General features: G+C 58.9%; 18 protein-coding genes, 1 tRNA gene and 3 pseudogenes. 12 read left to right on the top strand and 10 right to left on the bottom strand.

The features are described from left to right. Positions 1-47 precede the first annotated feature (47 nt). Positions 48-1394, top strand: a complete 1347-nt coding sequence (locus tag ACVWW6_RS44665) for an IS5 family transposase (RefSeq protein ID WP_456683041.1) — start codon at positions 48-50, stop codon at positions 1392-1394. A gap of 205 nt (positions 1395-1599) precedes the next feature. Here the strand turns inward: ACVWW6_RS44665 and ACVWW6_RS44660 are convergent. Together ACVWW6_RS44660 and ACVWW6_RS44655 are read right to left on the bottom strand one after the other, a co-directional pair. After that, positions 1600-1675: transfer RNA gene (locus ACVWW6_RS44660), tRNA-Ile, on the bottom strand. Positions 1676-1836: 161 nt separating this feature from the next. Continuing rightward, a pseudogene (locus ACVWW6_RS44655) lies at positions 1837-2154 on the bottom strand (PRC-barrel domain-containing protein); the annotation flags it as partial. A 757-nt stretch (positions 2155-2911) separates the two neighbouring features. Between ACVWW6_RS44655 and ACVWW6_RS44650 the strand changes: the two are divergent. Then, positions 2912-3277: a VanZ family protein gene (locus ACVWW6_RS44650; protein WP_456683040.1), complete on the top strand. Its 366-nt coding sequence runs from the start codon at positions 2912-2914 to the stop codon at positions 3275-3277. Between the two features lie 84 nt (positions 3278-3361). Here the strand turns inward: ACVWW6_RS44650 and ACVWW6_RS44645 are convergent, their stop codons facing one another. After that, the gene (locus tag ACVWW6_RS44645; RefSeq protein ID WP_456683039.1) at positions 3362-3709 is read right to left on the bottom strand and encodes a hypothetical protein; all 348 of its coding nucleotides are present in this window, start codon (positions 3707-3709) and stop codon (positions 3362-3364) included. A gap of 525 nt (positions 3710-4234) precedes the next feature. On the opposite strand from ACVWW6_RS44645, the gene ACVWW6_RS44640 reads away from it, so the two are divergent. Further along, complete coding sequence (locus ACVWW6_RS44640; protein WP_456683038.1) at positions 4235-4573, top strand: ATP dependent DNA ligase; 339 nt, start codon at positions 4235-4237, stop codon at positions 4571-4573. A 1438-nt stretch (positions 4574-6011) separates the two neighbouring features. On the opposite strand, the gene ACVWW6_RS44635 is transcribed toward ACVWW6_RS44640, so the two are convergent. Continuing rightward, positions 6012-6392, bottom strand: coding sequence for a hypothetical protein (locus ACVWW6_RS44635; RefSeq protein ID WP_456683037.1), 381 nt, complete (start codon positions 6390-6392; stop codon positions 6012-6014). A 390-nt stretch (positions 6393-6782) separates the two neighbouring features. Here ACVWW6_RS44635 and ACVWW6_RS44630 point away from each other — a divergent pair, with 390 nt between their 5' ends. Beyond that, positions 6783-6980 (top strand): hypothetical protein, encoded by a 198-nt coding sequence (locus ACVWW6_RS44630; RefSeq protein ID WP_456683036.1) that lies wholly within the window; start codon positions 6783-6785, stop codon positions 6978-6980. Positions 6981-7069: 89 nt separating this feature from the next. Here ACVWW6_RS44630 and ACVWW6_RS44625 read toward each other — a convergent pair. From ACVWW6_RS44625 to ACVWW6_RS44605, 5 genes and pseudogenes are all read right to left on the bottom strand, one after another. Beyond that, a pseudogene (locus ACVWW6_RS44625) lies at positions 7070-7253 on the bottom strand (hypothetical protein). 472 nt (positions 7254-7725) lie between these two features. Next, the gene (locus ACVWW6_RS44620) at positions 7726-7941 is read right to left on the bottom strand and encodes a hypothetical protein (RefSeq protein ID WP_456683035.1); all 216 of its coding nucleotides are present in this window, start codon (positions 7939-7941) and stop codon (positions 7726-7728) included. Between the two features lie 52 nt (positions 7942-7993). Next, the gene (locus ACVWW6_RS44615) at positions 7994-8437 is read right to left on the bottom strand and encodes a hypothetical protein (protein WP_143279422.1); all 444 of its coding nucleotides are present in this window, start codon (positions 8435-8437) and stop codon (positions 7994-7996) included. Further along, the gene (locus ACVWW6_RS44610; RefSeq protein ID WP_097669901.1) at positions 8427-9392 is read right to left on the bottom strand and encodes a helix-turn-helix domain-containing protein; all 966 of its coding nucleotides are present in this window, start codon (positions 9390-9392) and stop codon (positions 8427-8429) included. Before ACVWW6_RS44610 ends, ACVWW6_RS44615 begins: the two co-directional genes overlap by 11 nt. Positions 9393-9467: 75 nt before the next feature. Beyond that, positions 9468-10781, bottom strand: coding sequence for a hypothetical protein (locus ACVWW6_RS44605; RefSeq protein ID WP_456683034.1), 1314 nt, complete (start codon positions 10779-10781; stop codon positions 9468-9470). Positions 10782-11051: 270 nt separating this feature from the next. Between ACVWW6_RS44605 and ACVWW6_RS44600 the strand changes: the two genes are divergently transcribed. From ACVWW6_RS44600 to ACVWW6_RS44580, 5 genes and pseudogenes are all read left to right on the top strand, one after another. Continuing rightward, positions 11052-12152, top strand: coding sequence for a hypothetical protein (locus ACVWW6_RS44600; protein WP_456683033.1), 1101 nt, complete (start codon positions 11052-11054; stop codon positions 12150-12152). Positions 12153-12156: 4 nt separating this feature from the next. Beyond that, complete coding sequence (locus tag ACVWW6_RS44595; protein WP_456683032.1) at positions 12157-12831, top strand: M12 family metallopeptidase; 675 nt, start codon at positions 12157-12159, stop codon at positions 12829-12831. Between the two features lie 53 nt (positions 12832-12884). After that, positions 12885-14006 carry a S1 family peptidase gene (locus tag ACVWW6_RS44590; RefSeq protein WP_456683031.1) on the top strand — a complete coding sequence of 374 codons (1122 nt, stop codon included), beginning with the start codon at positions 12885-12887 and terminating at the stop codon, positions 14004-14006. An 11-nt stretch (positions 14007-14017) separates the two neighbouring features. After that, the gene (locus tag ACVWW6_RS44585; RefSeq protein ID WP_456683030.1) at positions 14018-15364 is read left to right on the top strand and encodes an alpha/beta hydrolase; all 1347 of its coding nucleotides are present in this window, start codon (positions 14018-14020) and stop codon (positions 15362-15364) included. Positions 15365-15979: 615 nt separating this feature from the next. Next, a pseudogene (locus ACVWW6_RS44580) lies at positions 15980-16584 on the top strand (aldehyde dehydrogenase family protein); the annotation flags it as partial. Positions 16585-17236: 652 nt separating this feature from the next. On the opposite strand, the gene ACVWW6_RS44575 reads toward ACVWW6_RS44580, so the two are convergent. Further along, positions 17237-18478, bottom strand: a complete 1242-nt coding sequence (locus ACVWW6_RS44575) for a cytochrome P450 (protein ID WP_271566340.1) — start codon at positions 18476-18478, stop codon at positions 17237-17239. Between the two features lie 601 nt (positions 18479-19079). Between ACVWW6_RS44575 and ACVWW6_RS44570 the strand changes: the two genes are divergently transcribed. From ACVWW6_RS44570 to tssA, 3 genes are all read left to right on the top strand, one after another. Beyond that, entirely contained in the window at positions 19080-19532 is a 453-nt protein-coding gene (locus ACVWW6_RS44570) for a hypothetical protein (RefSeq protein WP_456683029.1), read from the top strand. 112 nt (positions 19533-19644) lie between these two features. After that, positions 19645-21405, top strand: a complete 1761-nt coding sequence (locus tag ACVWW6_RS44565; protein ID WP_456683028.1) for a hypothetical protein — start codon at positions 19645-19647, stop codon at positions 21403-21405. A 1278-nt stretch (positions 21406-22683) separates the two neighbouring features. Continuing rightward, positions 22684-24354, top strand: coding sequence for a type VI secretion system protein TssA (gene tssA, locus ACVWW6_RS44560; RefSeq protein ID WP_456683027.1), 1671 nt, complete (start codon positions 22684-22686; stop codon positions 24352-24354).

The following is a 24354-nucleotide window of genomic DNA, read 5'->3' as shown; positions in this document are numbered from 1 at the left end:
TCCGTCGAATCGCCAGTCATGATTCCGTGGTCGCGTCGGAGGTGGCGATGCGACCGAAGAAGCACAGGACGACGGGATCGGGCGATCTGTTCCGGGCCAGACTGGACCAGATCATCAATATGAAGCACGAGCTGGTTCAGCTCGCCGGCAAGGTCGATTGGGACTGGATCGACGGCGAGATCGCGCCGCTCTACAGCGAGAACGGTCGGCCGGGCATCGCAACCCGCTTCGTGATCGGGCTGTTGCTGCTCAAGCACATTTACGGCCTGTCCGATGAGGGGGTGTGCGAGCGTTGGGTCCACGACCCGTATTTCCAGTACTTCACCGGCGAAGAGTTCTTTCAGCACGCGTTCCCGCACGAGCGCTCGGACCTGAGCCACTGGCGCAAGCGGCTCGGCGACAAGCTGGAGCTGCTGCTGGCCGAGAGCCTGCGGGTGGCGCACGAGGCCGGCGCGTTACGCGGCCAGGACCTCAAGCGGGTCACGGTCGATACCACCGTGCAGCCGAAGGCCATCACCTTCCCGACCGATGCCAAGCTGCTGCACGCGGCGATCAGGGGGCTCAACCGCCTGGCGAGGAAGCACGGGGTCAGGCTGCGGCAGTCCTATCTTCGCATTGCCAAGACCGCGGCCATGATGGCGGGGCGCTACGCCCATGCCAAGCAATTCAAACGGCATCAGCGGCAGTTGCGCATCCTGCGCAGCCGGTTGGGCCGGATCATCCGCGATATCCGCCGCAAGATCGAAGGTCAGGTCGTGCTCGAGAACGCCTTCGCCCTCCCGCTCGTCCGGGCCTCGCAGATCCGCTCGCAGCAGCAGCGCCAGCGCGGTTTCAAGCTCTATTCCTTCCACGCCCCGGAGGTGGAGTGCATCGGCAAGGGCAAAGCAGCCGCGCCTTACGAGTTCGGTGTCAAAGCCTCTATCGTCACCAACAACCGCCGTGCTCCCGGTGGCCTGTTCGTGCTGCACGCCAGGGCGCTACCCGATAACCCGTACGACGGTCACACCTTGCGGGACGTCATCGACCGCACCGAGACACTCACCGGCTGCGCGATCGAGCGGGCCTATGTCGACAAGGGATACCGCGGCCATGACGCGCAGAACCCGCGCCGCGTCTTCATCTCCGGCCAGAAGCGCGGCGTCTTCGGTGTCATCAAGCGCGAGCTGCGCCGCCGCTCCGCCATCGAACCCATCATCGGACACCTGAAGGCCGATGGTCACCTCGGCCGCTGCTACCTCAAAGGCCGCGCCGGCGATGCGGCCAACGTCATCCTCTCAGCAGTCGGCTACAACTTCCGCCGCATCCTCGCCTGGCTCAGAGAACTCTTGGCCACGTTCCTGGGGCTGCTATGGCGAACGCTCGCCTGTCCACCCCAGCTCAATCCGGCTTCTTAACGGACGACTGGCTATGACGAACGTGCTGGATGAAAAAGACCCCCCTCGCTTTTCTGGCGGCCAAAAATCGACGAAAAAAACGAGGCGAAATTCGTCAGGTGTTTCAGCGGGATGTGAGATCGAGTCGTTTTCAAAACGAAATCGAGTCGTTCTAAAAGGTGAAATCGAGTCGTTTTCAAAGTGTCCGCATACCGCATATCCTCGTTGGTGGGCCCGGCAGGACTCGAACCTGCAACCAGACCGTTATGAGCGGCCGGCTCTAACCGTTGAGCTACAGGCCCCGCCGAGCGGCCGCGCGCGGCAGGCAACGGTGCAACAATGATTCCAGTATATGCGGTGGAAACTCGCTAATTGAGGGAAAGCACAGATCGCGAATCACGCGGTAATTGCTTTCACCGACCGCGCAATTGCTTTCTTTCCGCAGGAAATTGCTTTCTTTCAGAGCCGGATCGCTCCAATTCCAGCTGGTCTCATCGCGATACTTCGGCGCTCCATTGAGTTGGCTTTCAGTGATGCCGGTAACGTAGCCGCCGAGGTTGGTATCGTACTTCAGTGATTGCCAGGGCAACGGGTAATGATCGTCGCCGATGCCGAGGAAGCCGCCGAAGCTCAAAACAGCGTAGGACACTTTCCCGCTGACCTTATCGATCATTACCGGTTCAATGCTGCCGATTTTCTGATTGTCGGCTCCATAAACTGACGTGCCCTCGACCTTGTCACTACCGATCAAGTTGCCCGTTTCGCGTGCTTCTAAAGCCATAATGGGCCTCCTCCACAATGATTGCATAGAAGCAATCAACAGCGCGAGGCTGCGGTTCCTCCGCGGCTATGGGAAATCGACGAAAACCTAATTCGCCGCGACCTGACGCCGGCCCAGCGGGCGAAGCTGATCGCGAAACGGAAGGCGGCTTATGAAGCCGTGCATCCGGAGACACGGAACGGGGCGGCGGGACGCGGCAGGCCAAAGGTTTCTCAAGTTGAGAAAGCTAACCGCTTCACGGTCGATACAGCGGCAAAGGCCGGGCGTTCTGTTGTATCCGTCGCTCGCGACGCGACCCGCGCCAAGGCGCTAGGCCCTGATCTGGACCGCGTCGCCGGGACGTCGCTGAACGAGGCGCGTGGGGAACTACGCAGGCCAAGTGTCGTTCTAGACGCGTGAGGGGCCGAATATCTTGCGCAACAGTCTGACCGACACTCCCGCGATCGAATGAAAGCTTGACAAGTTGGCGTCAGAAAGATCGCGCACGGCGCCAGCTGTATTGATGCCTTCGTCCGAGCATTCCGCAACCGCCGAAGAAGACCGACGTGCTCCAGAGGCGTGTCGTCTGGGATTTGATTGGTGGGCAATGCGTGGTGCTGCGTTTGGCTTATCGCTCCGTCAAGGTCGGCGCGCGGGAGCGCATTGATCCCGGACCGGCACGGACCGGCCAAGAATGATTTGGGACAGCCCTGCGCTCCAATTTAGGATATTCGAATTTAGACGACGCGCGATAGCCGAAGCGTCATATGATCCCCTGATGCAACGGAACCGCCAACTCACGCTCGCGATTGGCTTCTGCTTCGGTTTGACCACTTACGCCATAGTGGCCGCCTTGCAAGGCTGGCCCGCAATCGGCGATCCCCATCACAACGCCGCCGGAGCATTCATTGAGCGCTTCTGCGCGTACGCCTTTTTCGGATCCGGATTGTCATTCTTTCTACCCGGAAGGGTGTTGCGGGTTTGCGCTTTACTCGTCCTCTCCTCGCTCTCAATCGAGCTGTCGCAAGCTCTTCGCCCCGATCGTTATCCGAGCGTGTTTTACGCGGTACAGCAAATCATCGGCGGCATCGTGGGAGCAGTAATCGTACAAATCCTTCTCATGTTCTTGCCGCGTCCTCCATAGCGGTCGCCGATCAGGGCCCATCGCGCGTGCCCAGCAATTCGATCGTCGGGCAGTCTGCCGCGAAAGGGGCCCGTGAATTCCCAATTAGATCAAGCCGCGATCTCGCCGGACGATTAGGCGCCAGGTCGCGGCGATTGTTGCTAGCGCAACGCGCAAGGCAAGAACGAGCAGCGTAATTTGGAGCCAGATCAGTCCGCCAATTTCTCTGAAAACAAATTCGATCCGCGGTCCCCATGGAGACGGTATGGCATCACCTACAGTCTCGATGCCGTGTTGAAGAAGCCGCTGAGCCCCCGTCAGCATTTCAGGGCGTTCGTAAAACGCGCCAACTATCAGCGCCCACGCAAGAACCACAGTGATCGTGCGAAAAGAATGGACCTTTAAGTGATAGCCCCAGCTGGGTCGAGTGCTGCCATCTCGAAGCAGGTTCATCGCATTACCGCCTAGCGTTGGGATCAAACAATTCAGTTCAGCGCACGTTCCGACGGTGGCGACGCCTCGCGTCGCGCATCAATGAGTGAGAATGAGATAGAGGCAAGCAGCGACTAGCAGACCGATCAAGACAGTATTTGCGTTCGCCGAATGCATGTCCGGCACCTTATGCCAAGGACCCCACCCGCCGACGGGCTGAGGGTGATGGGACGACGGGCGAAGCCGCGCGGCTTCTCGCCAAGCCAACCGCGCACCGGCCAAACTATCGCCATAGGTCGAGGTTCCTCGCGGCTCCTTCAAGCAATGACGCCCGGCATTCAGGCCGCGACCGCCAAATACCCGCACCGCTGCCAAGACGCTTCGTTCAAGAGCTACTGCGTCGGCCGGCCGGCCAGCGCCGGTATCCGTCGTACCTGCGCACACTCCCAAGGAACCGGTTTGTATGATCGCTTGAACTTTGAAGGCATCATCTCCAAGCGCGTTGACGCCCCGTACGGATCGGAGCGTACCGAAGCCTGGTGAAGGGTGAAGACCGTCCAGCGCGAGAAATTCCCTGTGGTTGGCTTCATCAAAGATCCCGCCGGGGTCGCCGCGCTCTACCTCGGCAAGCAAGAGGGGAAAGAGCTGCGCTACATGGGCAAGGTCGGGACTGGTTGGAGCCGAACCACGTCGGCCAAAATCCGCAAGGCACTGGATACGGTCGTCAGCCCAAAGCAGAAGCTCACCAAACCGATCAAGAAGCCGAAGGCCACTTGGGTCGAACCGATGTTTTATGCCGAGGTGGAGTACCGGGACATCACGTCGGAAGGGCTCTTGCGCGCCAGCTCTTTTACGGGGCTCTCGAAGGGGACGCGGGGATCCTGAGAGCGTTCTCCCAAAAATCGGCGAAGGCAAAATGCGCAAAGCGTTGGCTAAGCTTGACGACACCGAACGGTATCAGCTGCTCTACTGGCTGATCTTGGCACCGCGCTATGCATGTCGGGTTTAGTAGCGTACTCCGCGCTGTTGGTGATCTGCTCTAAGCATGACCGTACCACGCCGTCTCTCGCGGATCAGCGTTTGGCCTTGGAGAGTTGAGCGGCCGCAGTGTGACCGCGCCGTTCCTTGGCATCGGTGCTGAGGCTCATAAGCGTAGTGACGACCGCTGCAAGTAAGGTGATCCAGCAAAAGGCCAACCTAATGCGGAACAAGCGTTGACCTGTTTCAGCGCCTGGCACCCCTCGAGGTCCAGCCTTTCAGTTGCTCGGCCTCGTTCTCCAACCGTATCCTGGCGGAATTGTTGCGATGATATCGACCTCTTTGTCGGCGGACTAGCGCCACCCCGAGACATACAGTCAACGTCAAGGTCGTCGCCAACAGCAGTACGGATAAGAATTGGCTCACGTCCGCACTCCGCAACCAATGTAAGTGAGCGAGCACGGCGAGCCGATTCGATAAATACAGATCGACTGTCCTAAGGCGCGTTTTCCCCAGGTTGTACATTGATAGATGGGCACCTGCGAGCAGATGGTCAGTGAACGGCCGCAGGCTACTGCAATTCGCAGCACCTGCTGCCTACGCTCCACCGTTCCGCACGATCGGTGCAGCGATCTTCAAGGTCAGCGAGCCGTATCCCATCACAACCGGAGGGCGAGGACGAAAGCGGATGAAGTTTTAGCCTAAATCCCTGTTGCCCAGGGGCGCCGATGTATCGGCCCTTTCAGATCTCCATGAACTTAAGTCCCCCGGAAGCACAACGGGGTCGCCCTCAGCTTGTTTGTTTCGGGTAAGCCCTAGGCCTATAAGTCCAGCCATCACCAGCGCGCTGCCAGCAACAATGAACCAGTGCGGCAATTCTAACGCGAGCATCGCAGCCTCCACCAAAATGAGCTGCCGGAAGCGAGAGCTAGTTACCTTTGACAATTGTATTATTGTCCTCCGGGCAGGCTGTGGCAAGGTCGCCCAGTCGGCGCGCAGGCAACGGAAATGGATGCCGCTATTGTTTCTCGGGCGATTCTGCTGGCGCTGCGGGTTCGGCGGCTGGTGCGCTGCCCCTGAGATCTGCGGCTGCTGTGCAATCGCCAGCCCAGATCTTGGTTCCCCTCACCATGCCGACTAGCTTGCATCCCATTGGAGCCTGCGGCTTGACCTGAACAGGCGGCTTTTTGGCCGCTTTCGGTGGAGCGGTTTGAGCAAACGCGCCAGTTGTAATTAGCAGCGCGATAAGTCCGATTAGTCGCATGGTCCATCCCCTCGACCGTTGAACGCGTTTATCTTCCCTTCGCCTTCAGCGCGAACCGACCGGTTGGTGGTGCCTATCGGTTCATTTTCGATTGGGCCGATCGCGTCGGATGTTCTGGAATTCCTCGGGCCCTTTGACGAGCCGACGCTTGCGGCTCACCTGGTCATCCGGACTGGCTTTGGTGTCTTTGAGCTTGTCGATCGTGTTGCCCGCCATTTCCCGAGCTCGCTCGGACGAGGCTTCGGCGGAGGAGGTAACCTTGGCTGGAACAGATTTGCCCAAGCCGATCTCGACCAGCCGGCGGATGGCTTCGGAGCGAGCTGGTTCATCGTCCTGTGCCCCCGCCCAGGCGTCGATGGCCGCCACCGTGCGTTCAGGCCACCGCGTGCCGATCTGCACGCCCTGACCAGTAGCCGGTCGGCCGCGCTGTTTTTTGGTACCATTTTTTCTTGCTGCTTTCATTTTATTATGGCACCAAAAAATCAGGCTGGCCTTGGCACACACTGCACATGCCGAGGAGAATAGTCCCAGTTACGCTTAGCCATGCGCGATGAATGGGGCTTTCGGATTTTCGTTTGCGTGGCCGGGTCCATACCCGTCATCGTTGTGGCAGTCTTGTTGTTCAAGCTATGAGGCCGCCTCAGTTGACGGCTTCCGCCGGTTCACCCTAGCCGGCCTTTGCAGACCCAGCAACTTGTGGCCAGGGAAGCTGTCACATTACTTTGACAGACGGGTGCCAATTTGGCAGGCGCTGGGATTTCAGAGCCCAGACCGGAATACGTGACGAACGCTGCCGAGCGAATATATTCCGCTTGTGCAGCGTTCAGCATTCTCTCAATTTCGGAGTTCGGCGTGTTTGATGCTGAAATGACCGCGCTGCTCAGGGCGGTGCTCGAGGAAGTTTGCGAGAATATTCCTGTGAGCGAGACGGGCGCCAGAGCGTATGTTGCTTCGAAGCTTCTCGATGCGGCGTCACATGGACAGATCTCAACCGACGCGTTGAAAGCGGCGGGTCGCAAGGCCCTGAACCCACCAACGATGTGGCGCTGATTATCCGCTCCACATCACTCGATCACGTCGTATTCGAACGCGATCACCGATCAAGATCGGATCCTCGAAAGGCCGCCGCCAGCCTGGCTTCATCCGGTGTGCTTCACGCTGTCCGCGATTGCGCGTTCAACTTCTGAGACAAGAACCATCAGGTGATCAGCCAGCTTCGTGAACAGCTCTCGTTTCTTCGGGGCGGGTCGCCAGATCGCGGATGAGAGCGCACTCGGCTGCATCCGTGCGGAGCTTCTCCAACTGAGCCTGCATGTCTTTCATTGTAGCTACTCCGTTCCCGGAGGGGAACCGGCGAACAGAGCGGAGTCCCGAATTTTCCTAGGCTCAAGTCGCCGGACGGACGCAGTCCGAGCACCTCCAACGGCCCCGACCCCACGCCCCCTTAAAAGCCCCCAAGGTCGGGGCCGTTTTTTAAGTCGCAAACGCGAGTTGCCCGCTAGCGGGCCTCATCCACCGATGCTGTGGTTCTTGGCGTGCAGCCTGGTCCGATTCCGGTTATCTGCTCGACATAATCGTCGATCGCGTCGATCAGTGGACCGACGTAGCGGTTCCTGACTCGAGCCACTCCTTCAACGAAGTGAACCTGATCGTCTCTTAGCAGACCTAAGGATTTTGCCAGCGCAACCTTTCCGATGGGGCCTCCGATATTGAGTCCGGAAACAAAGGACCGAAAGCCTTCGAGTCAGGAGAGGCGGGGATTGCGAGCGCTGCCGACAAAATCCCGAAAGCTGGCCTAGGAACGAGCAGAAATGAGATCATTCAGCATCGGCTCGATCACGGCATAGGCCCTCACCACGGCGATGAAGTCTGGCTCTTGAGCTATTGATGATATCTTGCCGGTGGGGATTTCTAAGTACTGTTCGGCAGCCGTGACGCTCTCGCGCACGCGATCAAGGTAATTGTCCCACCACGCATCGACCTGCTTCGATTCATGTTGGCTCAGCCGCAAAGATAGGAGCCGACTTCTCTGACTCTGCCATAAGTGATAATACCTATATCCCTCAGCCAATCCTTTCCAGATCGGCCAGGCACTTTTCGAGGTTGCCCTTGGCTTCGTTCAAGAGCCTTCTCGTTTCGCCCAGCCGCTTGAAGTCAGGTTTCACCGGTCCGGCACTCACCGCGCTTAGGTGGTGGCAGACAGTCGTGAGATCGTTCGACATGTCCTCGAGAACGAAAGCTATATTCTCGAGCGGCACCAGTTCCGAAAAAAAGGTCTTGGATACGGTGTCGTCCTGGCCGGTGGGTCCGTCGAACTTCACCTCGACGAGCGGGACTAGGACGTCTTGATTGTCACGCGCAGCTCTGCCCATACTCATAACCAGCGAGCTGAATGTCGTCGAAACGTAGGTGAGCCGGTCGACCAGAGCGCTTCCGTACAACATGACCGCGTCGGGATCGCTTTGCGGCTCATCTACGTTCAAAGCACCAAGATCTTCATTCGACATGTTCGGTCTCCTCTCCGTGCAGATGCAGCATCCCCACGGGGACTGAGGCGGGCTTGGGACTGCTCGCACCCTCGATAGTGTAGGAGCCGTGAGCTTCGGCCTTTTTTGTCTGCACGACCGTGACGGAAAACCCTTGGTAGGAATTTTTCGTCCTCGCCTTCATGTATCCGGGCGCGGCAGGTGCCGGCCCATGAAAATGGAGCAGATAGTCCTCCATCGCGCGTCGGACGCCGACGGTGCTCGCGTTCAGCGTCCCGGCTGTGTTGGAGTGCAACGAGCCATGCGTTGCCAAATCAAAAAAGCTACGAAGAACAGTGTCTGCATTCGCCGTTACGTGCAGCGGGTGGGCGGCTGGGGGAAATTTGTCTCGCCCCAGATGGGTTGGTCGGCCCCGCTCCTTCGCCTCGCGCTTTTCGCGCCTTTCCAGCTCGAGCAAGCCGTCACGCGTCAGGGCAAAGTGAGCGAATTTGCCCTGTGTTGTTCGTTCCACAAAGCGCGCATTCGTCATGAGACGAAGGATGCGGCTGAGATTGGCATCTCTTAGAGACAACCTCTTGGCGATGGCCGCCTTCTCCATCTGACCCGACGGTGTGTCGCGGAGCAACCGAAGTATTGCGACCACGTGCTGGCGATGCATGACCTCGCTCGGACGTGCGAGCTTGGAGGTGTTTATCGACATCTGCAAAAGATCGTAGAATGCTCTGAAGCGCTCCGCGTAGGCAGCATTCCTTGGCCCGAGCGTCGCGCTCATCCGTCGCAAAATATCGAACCATTCCCGTAACTCTGGGTCACGCCGGCGGCTCTCCAGGGCGTTCCAAACCCATGCTCCCAGAGTTGCATAGAGACGCTCCAGGCTTTGCTCGGACCCCTCCTTAAGGAATTCCGAAACAACGCGCCTGGCCTCATTCGCCGTCGCCTCGCCCGTCTCTATCTTTTCCAGTGCTACGTCCGACATGGGCTAGCCCTACATCACAACCGTTAAGAACATTTTACAACGCTTTACTCTGATTTTAGTCCCCGAATCTAGGTGTCAAGGGCACCATTTGTAGGCAGCCCAAACGGTTTTTTGGGCGAGTTCCTCAGCCGAAACTGAGTTCGGTACCTTCAATAATGGTAAAATAATACCTAATCGAAGATCGTTGAGGGCCGTTTGCGTTGGATGTTGCACCACGAAGCTCCGGGTGCCGAACCTCACCTCGACTTGAGCGGCGGTGGTCTGATGGCCCTGCATTGTGCGGTCGTTGCCCATCGAAGGAACCAGCATCACATCGACGTCGAGCTCGGTGAAGGGCGTCTCGCACACATCACAAAAATCCAGGCAAATGGCGATCCCGACTAAAGCGCCTTCGGTAGCAAGGACGCAGACCCGGTCGCCCGCGGCGATGTTTTCCGTTCCCCAACTATCGTCGGCGTACGGGGCGATCTTGTCGTAGATCAGGCGTTCCTCACCATAGCCGTCGTAGATCCGGGCCCGGTTCACGATCCCATGGTCGGTTGCCTCGTGCCAGGTTCCAGGAATCAGAATTTCGGGAGCTTCGCGTTCGTCTGCGACGTCACGGTTTCGAATGAGCTTGACGATGCTCTCGCGCAATTCCGGCGAGACGGTCAGCTCAGGCCACACGACTGCGATGCAGTTCTCCTTCAGAGCCTGAGTGATCTGCTCTGAAATGGCGTCACCGGCTGACGGCGCCTCTATACCGGCGATCCTGAAACGCTTATCGCCTCCTTGAGATGTAAACTCTGGCTTGAGCTCCAATGCCTTGAACAGGCAAGCGCCCATCTTCCATTTGCTCGCGTCCGGCGCTGCACTATGCAATGTGCGAGTATCCACGACCTGGACCGGGTAGCCCTGTATCAGTGAGGGCAGGATCCGATGAAACAGCAGGCCCCGCTTCGAATAGGCTTGCAGCCTTCGAGCCGGACGCAATGCACTCGCGCCCTGCCGCGGGATGAACCAGCATCCAAGCTGCTTGAGGTGCCACTCACTCGGCGCGATCGGCCACTGAGACCGTCGCTCAGCAAGCACCCGGTCGATCTCCCGTATGAGGCCGCCCATTCTCAACGCCGCCAGTTCGGGGGTCTCATCGGACAGCGTCCATGAGAGATGGCCGTCTCCTATTGAGCCGGTGAAGCTCTCCCGTGCCTCCTCGATTCGCTTCTCTGTAAGATTTCGATAGGCCTTGTGCACGCTTCCTGGAGCATTCCGAAACAGCGTATCAAGCTCGATCAGAGCTTTCCTGAGATCATCCCGGCTGGCATTCGTGATGAGCTCCTGACGCTCGGCAAGCTCCCGCGCCTCCTTCTTCCAGGCATCAAAGGCTGACGTTTCGGCTCGGCTATCCACGGGCCCAGGCAAAAGTTTTCGTCCAAATGACACGAGTAATATGTTCCATCGATAGGCGTGCGCCGACCAATTTGCAATCGACTCTGTTCGTTGCTCACACTTCTCCACCCGTGCCGAGCGGCCATGCCAAACAGGCTTCGGGAGAAGTGCACAGCCGCAGAGGAAAAGCTGCGCGAAGCCTGGCTAGGACAACGAAAAGCTGCATTGTGGTTACGATGCTATTGACGAACCAATGCGGACTGTTTTTCAATCTGGGCGGGAGATCCGCGCGTGCTGAGCGACGCGGACGGGGGCGGTCATATGTGGAATTTCAGCCGAGCCGCGGCTTGCGTTGGTATTTGCCTCGCCATGGGCGGGTGTACCAGTCTGTATTATATTCATGATCCGCAGACAGGCGTGATCACGGCCGGTGAGCTGCCGTATTTCCTCAAGTCGATCCGATGTGAGGTCGTGACCTTCTACCAGATCGAACGGGAGAGGCGGAAGGAATACCTGAAAATCTACAAGTCACGCCCTGAAGAGGCCTTCGACAGGTACGCTCATTTCGACATCGACCCGTTCCTGTATGGCACCTTTTTCCTGGAGTTGAAGGTGACCGATACGGGCGGGCTCGGATCCGGTACAGCGTTCGGTTACAAGCGGATTCTGAGCGCGACCAGTAGTGAGATCACCCATGTGGGTCCCACTGCTTCAGCACAGGACACCTATGACCTGATCTGGTCATTCCTGATGAAGCAGAACGCCCAGCTTGCGTCCGATACGACGCCGGCGGCGGAACCGGCAACGTATGAGCGCGGCTGCTATCATGGGACGGCTACGGATCTGATCGAGCTGGAAGGACTCGCCGAGAACAAGTACCCGGACCGCGCCGCCTATAAGCGCATCATTGTCGATGCGTCCAAGCCACTGGCGGCTTGGTTGCGGGACAACGCTATTCTCATCGCCGCTAACAATCTCACGCCGGCCATGCCTTCGGAGAGCGCGGAGCCGGCGCAGATGACTTACACGTTTTCGATCCAGGTTACCGGCGGCGTCGAGGCAAAGTACTCCCTCACGTCGTCGCGTTGGACGCCTGCTGCAGTTCAGGCGTCTGCCTCCGCTCAGCAGTTCAGTAATCTCGGAATCTACATCAACGGTCCGAACGCGGTGCTTGCCAACGGAGCCAAATCCGGGTCCGCCGGCTACGCGGCGAAGACGCCGCCGCTTGGATCAAAGGACAATCCAATTTACACAGCTCCCTCGCCGGGAGGAGAGAAGTCGCAGGAATTCCCGGGAGGCGCCGGACGCCGTACGGGCGGCGGACCCCGGACAAATGGTTTCATCGTGGCGCCGGTGCCTGTGTTCCCGCCGACCCCAACCCCGACGCATTAGGACAATGATTCGCCTCTGGTTACCCAGACTCGTTCTGCTGCTCGCGCTCTTGATCTCTTGGGGCGCGAATGCTCAGCCTGCGCTTCCTTCGGGCGTGTCCGAAATGGAGCTGTACGGCACGGTCATTCGCGGCTCGAAATGGGAGATCAAGGAAATCCCCGTCTGCTGGGAGAATCTGCAGCCGAAGGATCAAAAGTATGCCGACCTGGTTCGAAAAGCGGTTGCGGAGACTTGGGAGACTGCGGCGCAAGGCGGCGTGTGGTTTTCAAAGACGTGGGCCGCCTGCACCGAGGGCGCGCCCGGTGTGCACGTGCGGGTCGCTGACGAGGGCGCTCACACCGACCTCGTCGGCAAGTATCTCGACCGCAAGCCATCTGGCATGACTCTCAATTTCAGTTTCAATCATTGGAGCAAAGGCTGTCGCGATAAACGCGAGTTCTGCATCCGTGCGGTTGCGGTCCACGAATTCGGACATGCGCTTGGCTTCACGCATGAACAGAACCGCGACGATTCGCCGGAGCAGTGCCGCAACGAGAAAGCGTCCGGCTCAGTCGGCGATTATAAAGTCACCAAATACGACCCCAACTCCATCATGAACTATTGTAATCCAGCATGGAACGGAAACGGACAACTCAGCCCCCTCGATATCGCCGCTGTCAGAACATTCTATCCTTCCTGACATTTGGCCTGCCTCTATTCCTCTGCCCACCGGCGCAAGCGGACCGCGCGGCGGTGCAGATTGCTGCGCGGTACAACGTCAGGACGGTTCACGTCCAGTATGTTGGCGTCCTGTACAACGACAAGCAGGAGGTCGGCGGCGGCTCCGGGCTGCTCATCGGCGACAGCCTCGTGCTGACTAACAGCCACGTGGTCGGACGCGAGGAGAACTACAAGAGCTTCGAAGTCAATGCTCGTCTCGGATCGCGCAATGCGAACCCGATCAAAGTCACCGCGATTCATCGCGATGACGCCAGGGACCTGGCGCTCCTCGAATTGTCGCAGTCCGCCGGCAACAGCGGCGGTGCCTCGCGTTGCCCGATGCCGGTGATCGATGACAACCAGCAAGCCCCAATGGGGACTCAGCTGTATCTGCTCGGCTATCCCCTTGATCTGGATCTCAGCATATCGAGCGGTCTGATAAGCAACCAGGCCAGCCCCAACGGTCGCTGGCAGACCGACACGGTCATGAACGTCGGCAACAGCGGTGGACCCGCATTCAACGAGTTCGGCGCACTGCTAGGGATTGCGGTCGGCGGCATTATCAAGTGGAACGATGCGCAGGTTTCTGGCGTCAACTTCATCATTCCAGCCACTGTCATTACCGCAAGCCCGCTCTACAGCATGATCACGGCCATTCCCCAACCCTCTGTTTGCTGGACGAAGTGGGTCGACACGACGATTTCGTTTGAGAACTGGAGCAGGCTGAATTCCACGCACGTGCAGACGCAAGCCAACGCCGGCGTGAAAATCCCCGAAATTCTTGCCGGAGCGATTCACACTCTTCTGCCGGAGGACCGGCGACTGATCGTGAACGTTCCGGTATCGCAACTCGTCGAGCCAAAGCAGATTGAGCGGTCGTTTACGGTGGACAAGACCAAGGACGATCACCCAGTCGTGTTTGCAGAGCACTCGGCCGATTACGCTGAGACCTTCGCGGCTGAACCCGGGTACCGAATCACGGGGTGCTCATGGCACGTGGAGACCGCCAATGGTGCCGGCAATATTGCTTGCGCGATAAACGACGCCGGGGCGCAGGCTCGTTTCACCTACAAGCTCACCAGCGGACCTGCCGTCGACAGGTACCGCGGATGGCTGGGCGCGACTGTCAATCTTTCCCAGATTCTAGCTAAATAGGTGCCGGATCGATGGTCGTGCTCGCCCTGCCAACTCACGCTTCGAACCGGTTAGATCGGCTCCGCCACGCGTTCCAGCACGTTCGGACAGGGCTCGTTATCTTGTTCTGCGCGCTCGCCACCGGTTGCGCCCACCAAGGTCCGGTCTCACAGCCTGCCAAGCCGCATGTCCACAAAGCTCCGCAGAAACATGGGAGCGCGTTCAAGAGATTCGGCTATCGCTATGGCCCCGGGTATTACCATCATGTCCGTCACTATCATGGCTATCGGCCGTGGCGACCGACAACGGGTGAGGCGAGCCAGGAGGCGCCGCCTGACAAGAGCACCACCGGTGCCGAGGTTGTGGTCAACAAGTCGGCTATCAAGGGTCTGGTGCCGGTCTACTTCGCCACGAATCGCGTGGTGATGGGCGGGCCTGGTCTCGAATTGAGCCAGATATCCTATGCTCGTTCTGCCACCAACACCTTTGGTTACGTGACGGTCAGTATTCCCGTCGTTCACAGGATGGGCGAAGTGGAGACGCCGAAGATGAGCTGGTTTGGGCTACGCAAGGAGGCGGAAGACGACAGAAAGCATTTCCGAATCCAGAAGCTATATCATCTCTCTCGCGAAGAGTTCGCTTCCGCTATTGCAAATCCTGCCGACAGCATGATGCTCTTTGTGCATGGCTACAACGTCGGCTTTTCCGACGCTGCATTCAAGGCAGCGCAACTTGCGTTCGACGCGAACTACAAAGGTCGCGTCATGATGTATTCCTGGCCGTCCAAGGGCGGGCTGTTCGATTATGACTACGATCGCGAAAGCGCACTCTATGCGCCGGATGGCTTGTTCGATCTCCTGCAGCTCATCAAGAAGGAAGCGAGGGTTTCTAGAATCATTGTGATTGCGCACAGCTTGGGCAGCGAGGTGGTATTGGGAGCCTTGCAGCAAGCCGCGCTGAGCCAGACGACGCTAGGCATTACCGAGCTGATTTTTGCGGCGCCGGATGTTGATCGCGACCTTTATCTGGAGAGAGCTAACCAAATCAAATCAGCAGCAGGTGCGGTCACCCTATACGCCTCCTCGGCAGATCTCGCCTTGCTCGCCTCCATGAAGAAAGCGCAATCCACCTCGCGAATGGGGTTCGTGACCCAGAGCGGGCCAACTCTCGTGCCAGGTATCGAAACGATCGATGTTTCCGCCGTCGGAAGCGACATGTTTGCTCTGAACCACAGTACGTTTTCAACGAGCCGCGCGGTCCTTGATGATATCGGTCGGATTATTTCTTCTACCGCGCACCTTAAGCCCCCTCAGCGGACGCCGACTTTGCGTTCGATACCGGACGAGCTCAACACGACATACTGGATGTATCCTTATTGAGAATCGTGCGTGGACGATTGCCGCAAATGGCGATCCAGGCCGCATGTCGTTCGGGGATTCCCTATTTCCATCGTCCTTTTACCGCGAAACGGCGAACTCAGGCGTCGCGCCGAAAAGAGGCTTGTTGCTGAAAATGGCGGGAATGTTGCTTCGCATTTGAATAATGGTCGATGGCTGACCAAATGAGGTAGGGCCGCGGCTACGGCTCCACGTCACCGCGACCGAGCGGTGCTCCCGTGCTCATATCGCGCCATTGTCGCAAGGCGACCTCCACTCAATGTATGCGTTGTTGAGTTCAGGCCGCTGGAAACGACGCCGACCTGGCGATGAGGAACAGTTGTTTGCGCTTCCCATTACGCCGCTCGGCGAAGTTCACGGCCGTCCCACTGGTGACGACCCCATCAGCCCCGATGTGACAATTATCTGGAACATGGCGTCGCCGGGCTATTGGTCATCCTTGTGTTTCGGCATGGAACAGGGCCAGCGCCGATTGACAATTGGCCGCGTCGAAATAGGCGATGCGGCGTTCAAGCGGATTCAAAACGCTTATGTCTTGGATGCCGCGTTCGAGGTCTCAGGCGATCTATTTGAGCGTATGATCAGGCGATACCAGGTGGCTCAACGCTCATGGCGCAGTATATCTATTCGACCGCCGCGAACACCGGGAAGCGTTGCCAGGCGCTTGGTGGCGCCAAGAACCACATGATCGTGATGTCCGATGCCGATATGGATCAGGCGGTCGATGCGCTGATGGGCGCCGCTTATGGCTCCGCCGGCGAACGGCTGCATGGCGATCTCGGTCGCCGTGCCGGTCGGCGAGGCGACCGCGGATATGCTTATCTTCGCGCTCCAACCCAAGGTTCGAGGCCTGAAGGTCGGACCGGGTACCGACCGCGAAGCGGAGATGGGGCCACTAGTCACGAAGCGGCATCAGGAGAAAGCGAAGCTACATAGATGCCGCCGTCGCCGACGACACAAAGTTGTTGGTCGACGGACGCAAGTTCAGGATGCAAGGCTATGAGAGTGGGCGGCGCTGCGCGTGAATTCGCCCGTCAGATCAAAGTCGGAATGGTCGGCATCAATGCTCCAATTCCGGTGCCAATGACCTTTCACCCCTTCGGAAGGATGGTAAGTCGATCTTCGGCGACCAAATGAAGACGGTCACCAGCCGGAACTGGGCCGAATTCGTCATGCCGACCATGTCGTCACGGGCGCCCTGATACGCGTTTGTCTCTTCTCCCGCACTGCGAGGGCCATGAGCCCCGGCTCTTTTTTGTATGCCTTTTCGATGCAGCTGCTGGGACTCATCGAGGTCCGGCCTAAAGGAACCGGAGCGCCTTACGCCTGCCGTTGGCGCAACCGGACCTCGGCCTGCGTCACGTGACTTACCGGCGCGTCCGGGGATCTGTTTTGACGCAGATGGCCGCAGTTTCCTCCGACGGGAATGGCTTGCGGACGCCGGGAGCAGTCGCGGTCGGGCCAGCGGAGTCGCGCGTTCTCGCCGCAAGGGAGCAATCTCAGGGAACGACAGCTCTCAAATCGATCCTTCCGGCTTCCATAGCCGCGTGATCATTCCTTGCAAAGTGCGATTGACGCCGTCGGCCGCGTCGATACCGAAGCACTTGCGTGTCAGACCCTTGATCCGGGTTGAATCTGATTGTGACAGAGTTCCCGGACATGGATTTGATGCCGGAGATGCATCACGCGAAGCGTGGCGGCGGACCAATTCAAATGTCAGTCAAGAGGTGCCGGCGCCGGCCGGGATGGCGACCTTCAGCGGCGTGCGCCGGTTCGCGTGCAGTGGCGTAACTGGTCATCAGCGCACCGACGGTCCCGCCGTGTCGGTCACGCGTCATTTCAGGGCGTCACAGCCTAGGCTACGATTCGGACAGGGAGTGCGGAATAACCGTGCACGAAGTTCGATGCAACGCGCTCCGGCTCGCCAACGATTTCGACCTCGACGTGTTTATTCAGTATCTCCTCCCAGAGCACTTTCAGCTGCAGCTGCGCAAGATGTCGGCCCAGGCAACGATGGATGCCATAACCGAACGACAGATGTTGGCGCACGTTCTTGCGATCAATCGCAAATTTGTTAGCGTCCTCGATGACCTCATCGTCTCGGTTGCCAGAGATGTACCACATCACGACCTTGTCGCCTCGCCTGATTTGTTTTCCTCCCATGATGATGTCCGCGGTGGCGTTGCGGCGCATATGTGCGATGGGCGTTTGGTATCGAATAATCTCGGACACAGCGCTCGACACCAAGGCGGGGTTATCCCGTAACTTTCGTAGCTCGGATGGGTGCTGGTTCATGAACAGCAGGCCTCCGGTGATCGAATTCCGTGTGGTGTCGTTGCCGCCCACGATCAGTAGAATGAGATTGCCAAGAAACTCACGTGGCTCCATATGCCGTGTTTCGGACGAGTGAGCCATCATTGAAATGAGATCAAGTCGTGGCTCGGCATTTATCCGCTCCCGCCAAAGCCGCGTAAAATAGTCCAAACACTCGGACAGGATTGCGCTTCGCTTGTCCCAGCTGTCGATCGCCTGGCCAACTGTAGGCGCTGCAACGGCGACGTCCGACCAGTACGTCAGGAGGCGGCGATCCTCGAACGGAAAGTCGAAAAGCGTGGCCAGCATCTGCGTCGTCAACTCGATGGAGACCATGTCGACCCAGTTGAAGGCATCATTGCGCGGCAAGCCATCAAGGATCGTTCTGACGCGACTGCGGATCAATCCTTCGAGTTTCTCCAGATTGTCCGGTGCGACTATCGGACTTACGGTGTTGCGCTGCGCGGCATGTTGGGGCGGACCCATCTTGATGAAACTCGGAGTCCAATGTTCCTCCGGCACGTCAAGCATCGTGACACCTTGCTCTGACGAGAATATTTTATGATTTGTATCGACGGCCACGATATCGCGGTATTTCGTTATCGACCAAAATGGACCGTATGGGCTGTCTTGACAGTAGTGAACGGGATCTTCCCTTCGCAGCCGCTCGAAGCAAGGCCATAAGCTGTCATCTTGAAATCGTCTAGGTTCGCTTACATCCAATTTGCTCAACGGGATGCCGCGCGAATCGTCATCCCTGCGCACGTCAAAGAGCCTTTTCATGATCGTGTCCTTTGGTCTTCCTCTTTGGTGAGCACATGATCTCGACAGGTTCGCAACCGCATGGATTGCGTGCCGAGTGCTTCAGTTGGGAACAGCGTCTCGCCGAAGCGGCAAAGAATATTCAAAAAACTGAGCGGCCCCCCCTACCAGTTCCGGCTGGAGCGAGATCGCCACTACTTTGTCTATGCGAGCAGAATGCCGCCAGATGAGTCGGCCGCGTCTGTTTGCGGAGTACTCGCTTGTCAAGCCGCCCTTCAATTGTGTTTCCTCGTCCAGCTTCCACCGAACGCTCCACCAGCCGGATGGGGCGCTCGCGCCGCAGCCGGTGAAGGTCGTGGAGACGGCGCGAACCTGGCTGGGCACTGGACCGTGGTTGACCGGTGCCCCGATGGGGTCGCGGTCCTCCGAGGTCGCGCAGCGCCTGATGATGATGGTTGGCCGGGGCCCCAGCGTTTGCCGTGGCGTGCGGACGAGCCGGCCTCAGCCGATTGTCCAGCCCGCCATAACCACGTCCCAGCAGGATAGCGCCGGGACGTGGAGCATCGGTGCCGGTATCTCGTCAAATATGATCAGACCGGTTTTGCTTGGCCCCAGTCGAACAATGTTGCATCGATCCAGATGGTCGATCGAGAATGACGTCGATCGACCGGGCGAAGGCGCCTTCGCATTATTCATGCCGACCCGCTTGGCGAGCCTTATCGGCCTTGAGCTAGAGCCATTTCTGGCAAGCCGAAGAGTTGCCGCGTCGAACGACTGCGCCGGGCATAAGACCGGCAAAGTCGATACCGAAGAAGGTCAGAGCACCCGCAGCGGAGCGCACGCGGATCGGACTTGGTCTTCTCCTCGAACTGTGGCCTTCAAAAAGATTTCGGCTGTGACTCACCTCGTGCGATCATTCTGGTCGTCGCATCCGCTTGCTTCGGTTCGTATGGCGGCGGACGGCTTCCCGCGAAGCAATCTTCGTGCTGTCACCGGCGTCGACGATTGGGTCGTTCCGACGCATTCCCTGTTGCGGATAGGATTGTCTGCGATCGCAGATGGCGACGGATCGTGACGTTGCAGCCAGATCGTGAAGTCTAAGCCGCCGGATGACGCTGGCACAGTCCTTGCTCTTGAGATGCAGCAACCCTGGTGAAACTGAATTCATTCCCGCTGCAGCGGACTTAATGATGACCGACAGTCCACCGAAAAAAAAGCAAAGGCAGAGTTCCCCGGGCCAGCTCTCTGAGGACGAAGAACTCATTTCGAATTTCGCGGGCGCACTCGAGAGGCTGTATCCGGGGAGGTATCTCGATTATCCGCGAGCTCTTCGCAGGTTCAGCGAGTGGCTCAGTACCTCCAAAAAGAAGCCTATCACTGGCCGAATCGACGACGATGGGCTGACAGATGACGCTCAGCTGTTCAAACAGGAAACCGAAAGCAACATGATCAGCGGTGTACTGACGATGCTTCGGAGACTATCCCGTGCGCAAGCAGTTATGGGCGCAGGCGCAGGCGATTCGCAGCGGGTCGCCGGTACATCGTCGTCCGCCGGGGCTCAGTCGTCCCCAGCCCCCGATGGTCTTGAGGCGTTGCCGGCGGGCGGGCTTGATTTTGATCTGAATGCAGCCATGCCGGACGATTGGCTCATGTCCCACTTCGCAAGCGAAGCCTGGCACGCCGGTCGTGCCAACAGGTCGGTTGCGGAGTCATTGCGTGAACTGCGGCGCTTCAGCCATTGGCGTCTTCGAACCGGGAAGCCGGCAATGGCCAGTCAACTTGGCCTGCTCGCTGAGGATGCGAAAAGTTATGCGGCGAGTGAAAAAGTTGATCCCGACGCCTTTGCTATCCTCAAGAGGGCGTTGAAAGCGCTGCGGGAAGTCGTAGACGCAGAACCGCCGACTCAGAGCCCGGGGGGCACCGGCGTCTGGAGAAAGGCAGAGCATGCTGATGACAATGATCTCTTTCTCAGATTCAAAGCAGCAACAGACTTGAATCTGGATTCGCGTACCCCCGGTCTGTACGCAAGGAAACTTCGGGGGTTCAGTGACTGGCTCTATCACCAGAAAAAGCAGTCTGTGTCTCGTAGACTTTACTCCGATGAGCTGATGGAGGAGGCCAAACAGTACGAAGTTTTATTCAACAGAATGGCATGCACCGCGCTGAGGAAGCTTCGCGACTGGCTCCGTGGGCAACCGGGTTCGTCCGCCGTGGTTGGCGCACCGCTGGGCGGCCCGGAGCGAGTGCCCGCCCAGTCGCGAGCGGAACTGCTGTCCTCGGCTTTCGGCGGCAGAAGGGCCGTGGTGGACTATGGATATGCTGTCGGTATGGGCTGGCTGCACGGACGCCAACCGGCCCCAATGACGCTGATCGCCGAAATGCTGAAAAATGGCGAACTGCCGACGCCGTTCCAGTCAACAAACTTGTACATCCACGGTCAGCTCTACACGGCGAACTTGGTGTTTGGAATGGGGGGAGCGGCCCTAAGCAGTCCAGGAAGTGGTGGCGTCATCATGCTTATCCCGCAAATCGGGCCGGACCCCCGCGGGGTAGCGGGGGGGCGCATTGAACCCTTCCGGCGCTCTGCCGCAGGAGCATCGTCATCTGCCTGGGCTGGGGAGTCGTCCTCCACATACAGTGTTTCAGCGGCGCGCCACGGGCTCGGGGATTTCGGATTGATCGTCGGACCGGATTGGGATCACAGCCGGTGGGACAACGGCGGCCAGCAGATCCCTGATTATATGATCGCCGAACTGAACAATGGGGGCGAACTGCCGAGCCCACACCGGCCGACGACTGAATTCTACATCCATGGTGAGCGCTATACAGCTGAGTTGAGAGACGCGCAGAGGGATCCGAACAGGATCTTTGGCTCTCAGCGACGCTATGTCGTTTATCTGGTCCATCACTCGGATCGGCCCGGAACGGAGCTGCGTCTCGGTCGTTGATCGCGATCTTGAATGCGACCTCCATCTTGAGCAGGATAGGTTCCATGCCACCCTTCACCTTGGGCTGGATTTGAAACCGCGCGCGCGAATCCCATCAAGTTTCCTATCGCAAAGACACTTTCAGCTCGAGAGGTTGAGCCGGAAATAGCGCGCCGCCGGAAATCGTCGCATAACGGGTAGATGCGGCCAACTGGTCACCACGCGGTCGGCTATCAGTTTGATTGAGGTGGCTGGACATGCGCAATCGCACATTGATCTTCGCGCCCTCTCGGCGCTTTTCCTTCAGCGTCTGGAGAGAGGTTCACGTGTCGGCACCGCTGCCGCTCTAGACGCGCCAACACGCGTGCCGTCTTGCCCCCATCCAAACGCCCGTAGCCGTCGAGCTGCTGCACCACCGCGTCGTTCTTCTGTTCTACGAAAGCACCTGATTGTTCTCCTCGAGGCGCGGGACCGAGACACCTCGATCTTCTGCGCCCGGCATCCCGAACAACGAGGTCGTCCATGACGCGCTGTCGTTATCAAAATCGGTCCAGTGTGGCGAACATCAACCGCAAACGCAGCGGCAGGCTTCTCGGAACGTAGCTTCGAGGCTGAACGAAGCAATGTTCCTCGCTCAAAGCCTGGAGGGAATGAAGCGCGCCAGGCCGATTGGCATGAGGAAGGCAAAGTCATTCTCGCGCAATACATCCCCAGCGCCGCTATTGGAGCGGACACTGTGTACATTCGGTGCCTGCCGTGCACGGCCCAATTGAGCCAACGAGCAGGGTGATGGGAACCGTTGTCGGAGTGTTGGCGATCTCATGCTTGTCCCGCCAAATCGGCCCCCGCGCGCGGCGGCGGGCGGGCGTACCGCATACTTCCCGAGACCGCAGCCGCCATCGACAATGGCGGGCGGCCAATTGATCACTCACCTTACTTAAGTCAAATGCGCGGTGATGGCCAACGCGCCTGCCGAGCGACGTCTGACATGAGGTGCGCCAACGATGGAGCAGTAAACCTTGCACCAGATGCAGGTGCATGGCCCTTTACCTGAGAGAAAGTCTGCAGGAGGCCAATGCTTGAGCCAGCCACCAGACACCAACTTCTGTCATGTCGGGCTTGCGACATGCCGTCGGGGCCATGACACGTCCGATTGAGCAAAAGGTTTGACAAACCAAGCTATCGCACTTGGCACAAGGCTTGAAAGGGGGTGAAGGAGGAATGATCTGAAGTTGCACCTCAAGGAATGGTAGCGGTGGCTTACAAAATTGGTGCCTTTCACTTTGCTTTATGCGGCGGATGGCAAATTGGCTGTCCCAATGCCGCGATCCGTTGCAGTGCACGCTCGTGCATGGTTTTGTGTCCGTGATCAACGACTGGATCGCGGCTCGCGCCAACATCGATGCGCGCGCGCAGCTGGGCGCTGCGCCAGTGCCGGGCCCAGCACCTGCCGGCAGCAATATTCGTGAGGCGGCCGAATTCGAACGGCTCGAAGGCGAGGTGCGGCGCATGGACGTCGATGGGCCTGTTGCGGTTGATTGGCGGACAGTCAACGCGCTGTCGCTCGACATCCTGTCGAAGCAGTCAAAGGACATTTTGGTCTCCTGTTGGGCGACCTACGGCCTGTTTCGCACCGAAGGCTATCAGGGTCTCGCCGTCGGATTGGGCGTTCTGCGCGGCATGGTGAACGCGCATTGGGAAGGGCTGTTTCCGCCGATCAAGCGGCAACGTGCGCGGGTCGGCGCGGTCGATTGGCTCGTTGGTCGCATTGGGCCGGCATTGGCCGAGAATGCGCCGACTGACGCTGATTATCCGGCCGTGCTCGCCGCCTATGATGCCCTTGATGATCTCTCTCGCCAGCTCAGTCAGAATCTCATCGACGAGCAGGTTGCTTTGGAAGACTTGCTCAGGGCACTGAAACCGCATTACGAACAAGCCAAGCGCGCTATCGACGCCGCAGCACAGAGCGCGGCTGAGGCGGCCCAAGCTGCCGAGCAGACCGCTGCCGCGCCGGTGGACTCCACTGCGCCGGCCGAGGCTGCTGAACCGGCAGCGCCGGGTGAAGTTGTCTCGGTTGGCGCCGATGGCGACTGGGCCGGCTTGATCGACCGTTTGCCCGATATGCTGCGGCAAGCGGCGGCCGCCCGGCGCGTAACGTCGCCGGCAGACCCGAAAGTCTATCTGATCAATCGCCTTGGCTCGTGGATGCGCTTTGACGAAGTGCCGCCCGATAACGGGGGGCGCACGACGATATTTCCCCCCGCCGATCAAATTTCTGCATTGGAGGCAAAGGTTGCAGCCGGTCAGCACGCCGACGTCGTGAATATGGCCGAGGACATCGCCTGGACGCATCCGTGCTGGCTCGACGCTCACCGGCATGCCGCGAATGCTCTGGAGCAAATGGGGCCCTTGCTTGAGCCGGCGGCCAGGGCGGTGCACGCGGCGATCGCCTTGCTGGTGAGATGTTATCCGCGGATCCTGGGGTGCCATTTCAACGACGGCCGCCCTTTCGCTGACGAGGAAACGCGTGCCTGGGCCGTGGCGGAAGCAGACCGATCGATCGCCCCTGATCCTGTCGAAGCAATGGTTGCCGAGGCACACAGACTCATCGGCGCTGGACAGCCGCAGGCCGCATTCGAGAAGCTGTCGGATGCGTTAGATGGGGAGCGGTGCGAACGTGGCCGGTTCGTCGGCCGGCTTGCGCAAGCACGTTTTTGCATCGAGACCGGCTTCGTCACAACAGCCATTCCGCTGCTGGACCACCTGGATCAGGTTGTCGCCGAGCAAAAGCTTGAAAGCTGGGAGCCGGCGCTAGCGCTCGATGCTGCCGAATTGCGCTATCGAGCGATCACCCATCCGGAGGCACCACAGATCGTTGACGAGCCGCCTCGTCGCGCCGCGCTTGAACAGATAAGACGGCGCGTCGCACGCATCGATATCGCTCGCGCCAGCCAACTCGGCCGCAGCTGA

Source organism: Bradyrhizobium sp. USDA 3311, assembly GCF_054062495.1.
The sequence above is the reverse complement of the archived record's forward strand: the minus strand, read 5'-3'. Positions and strand labels throughout refer to the sequence as shown.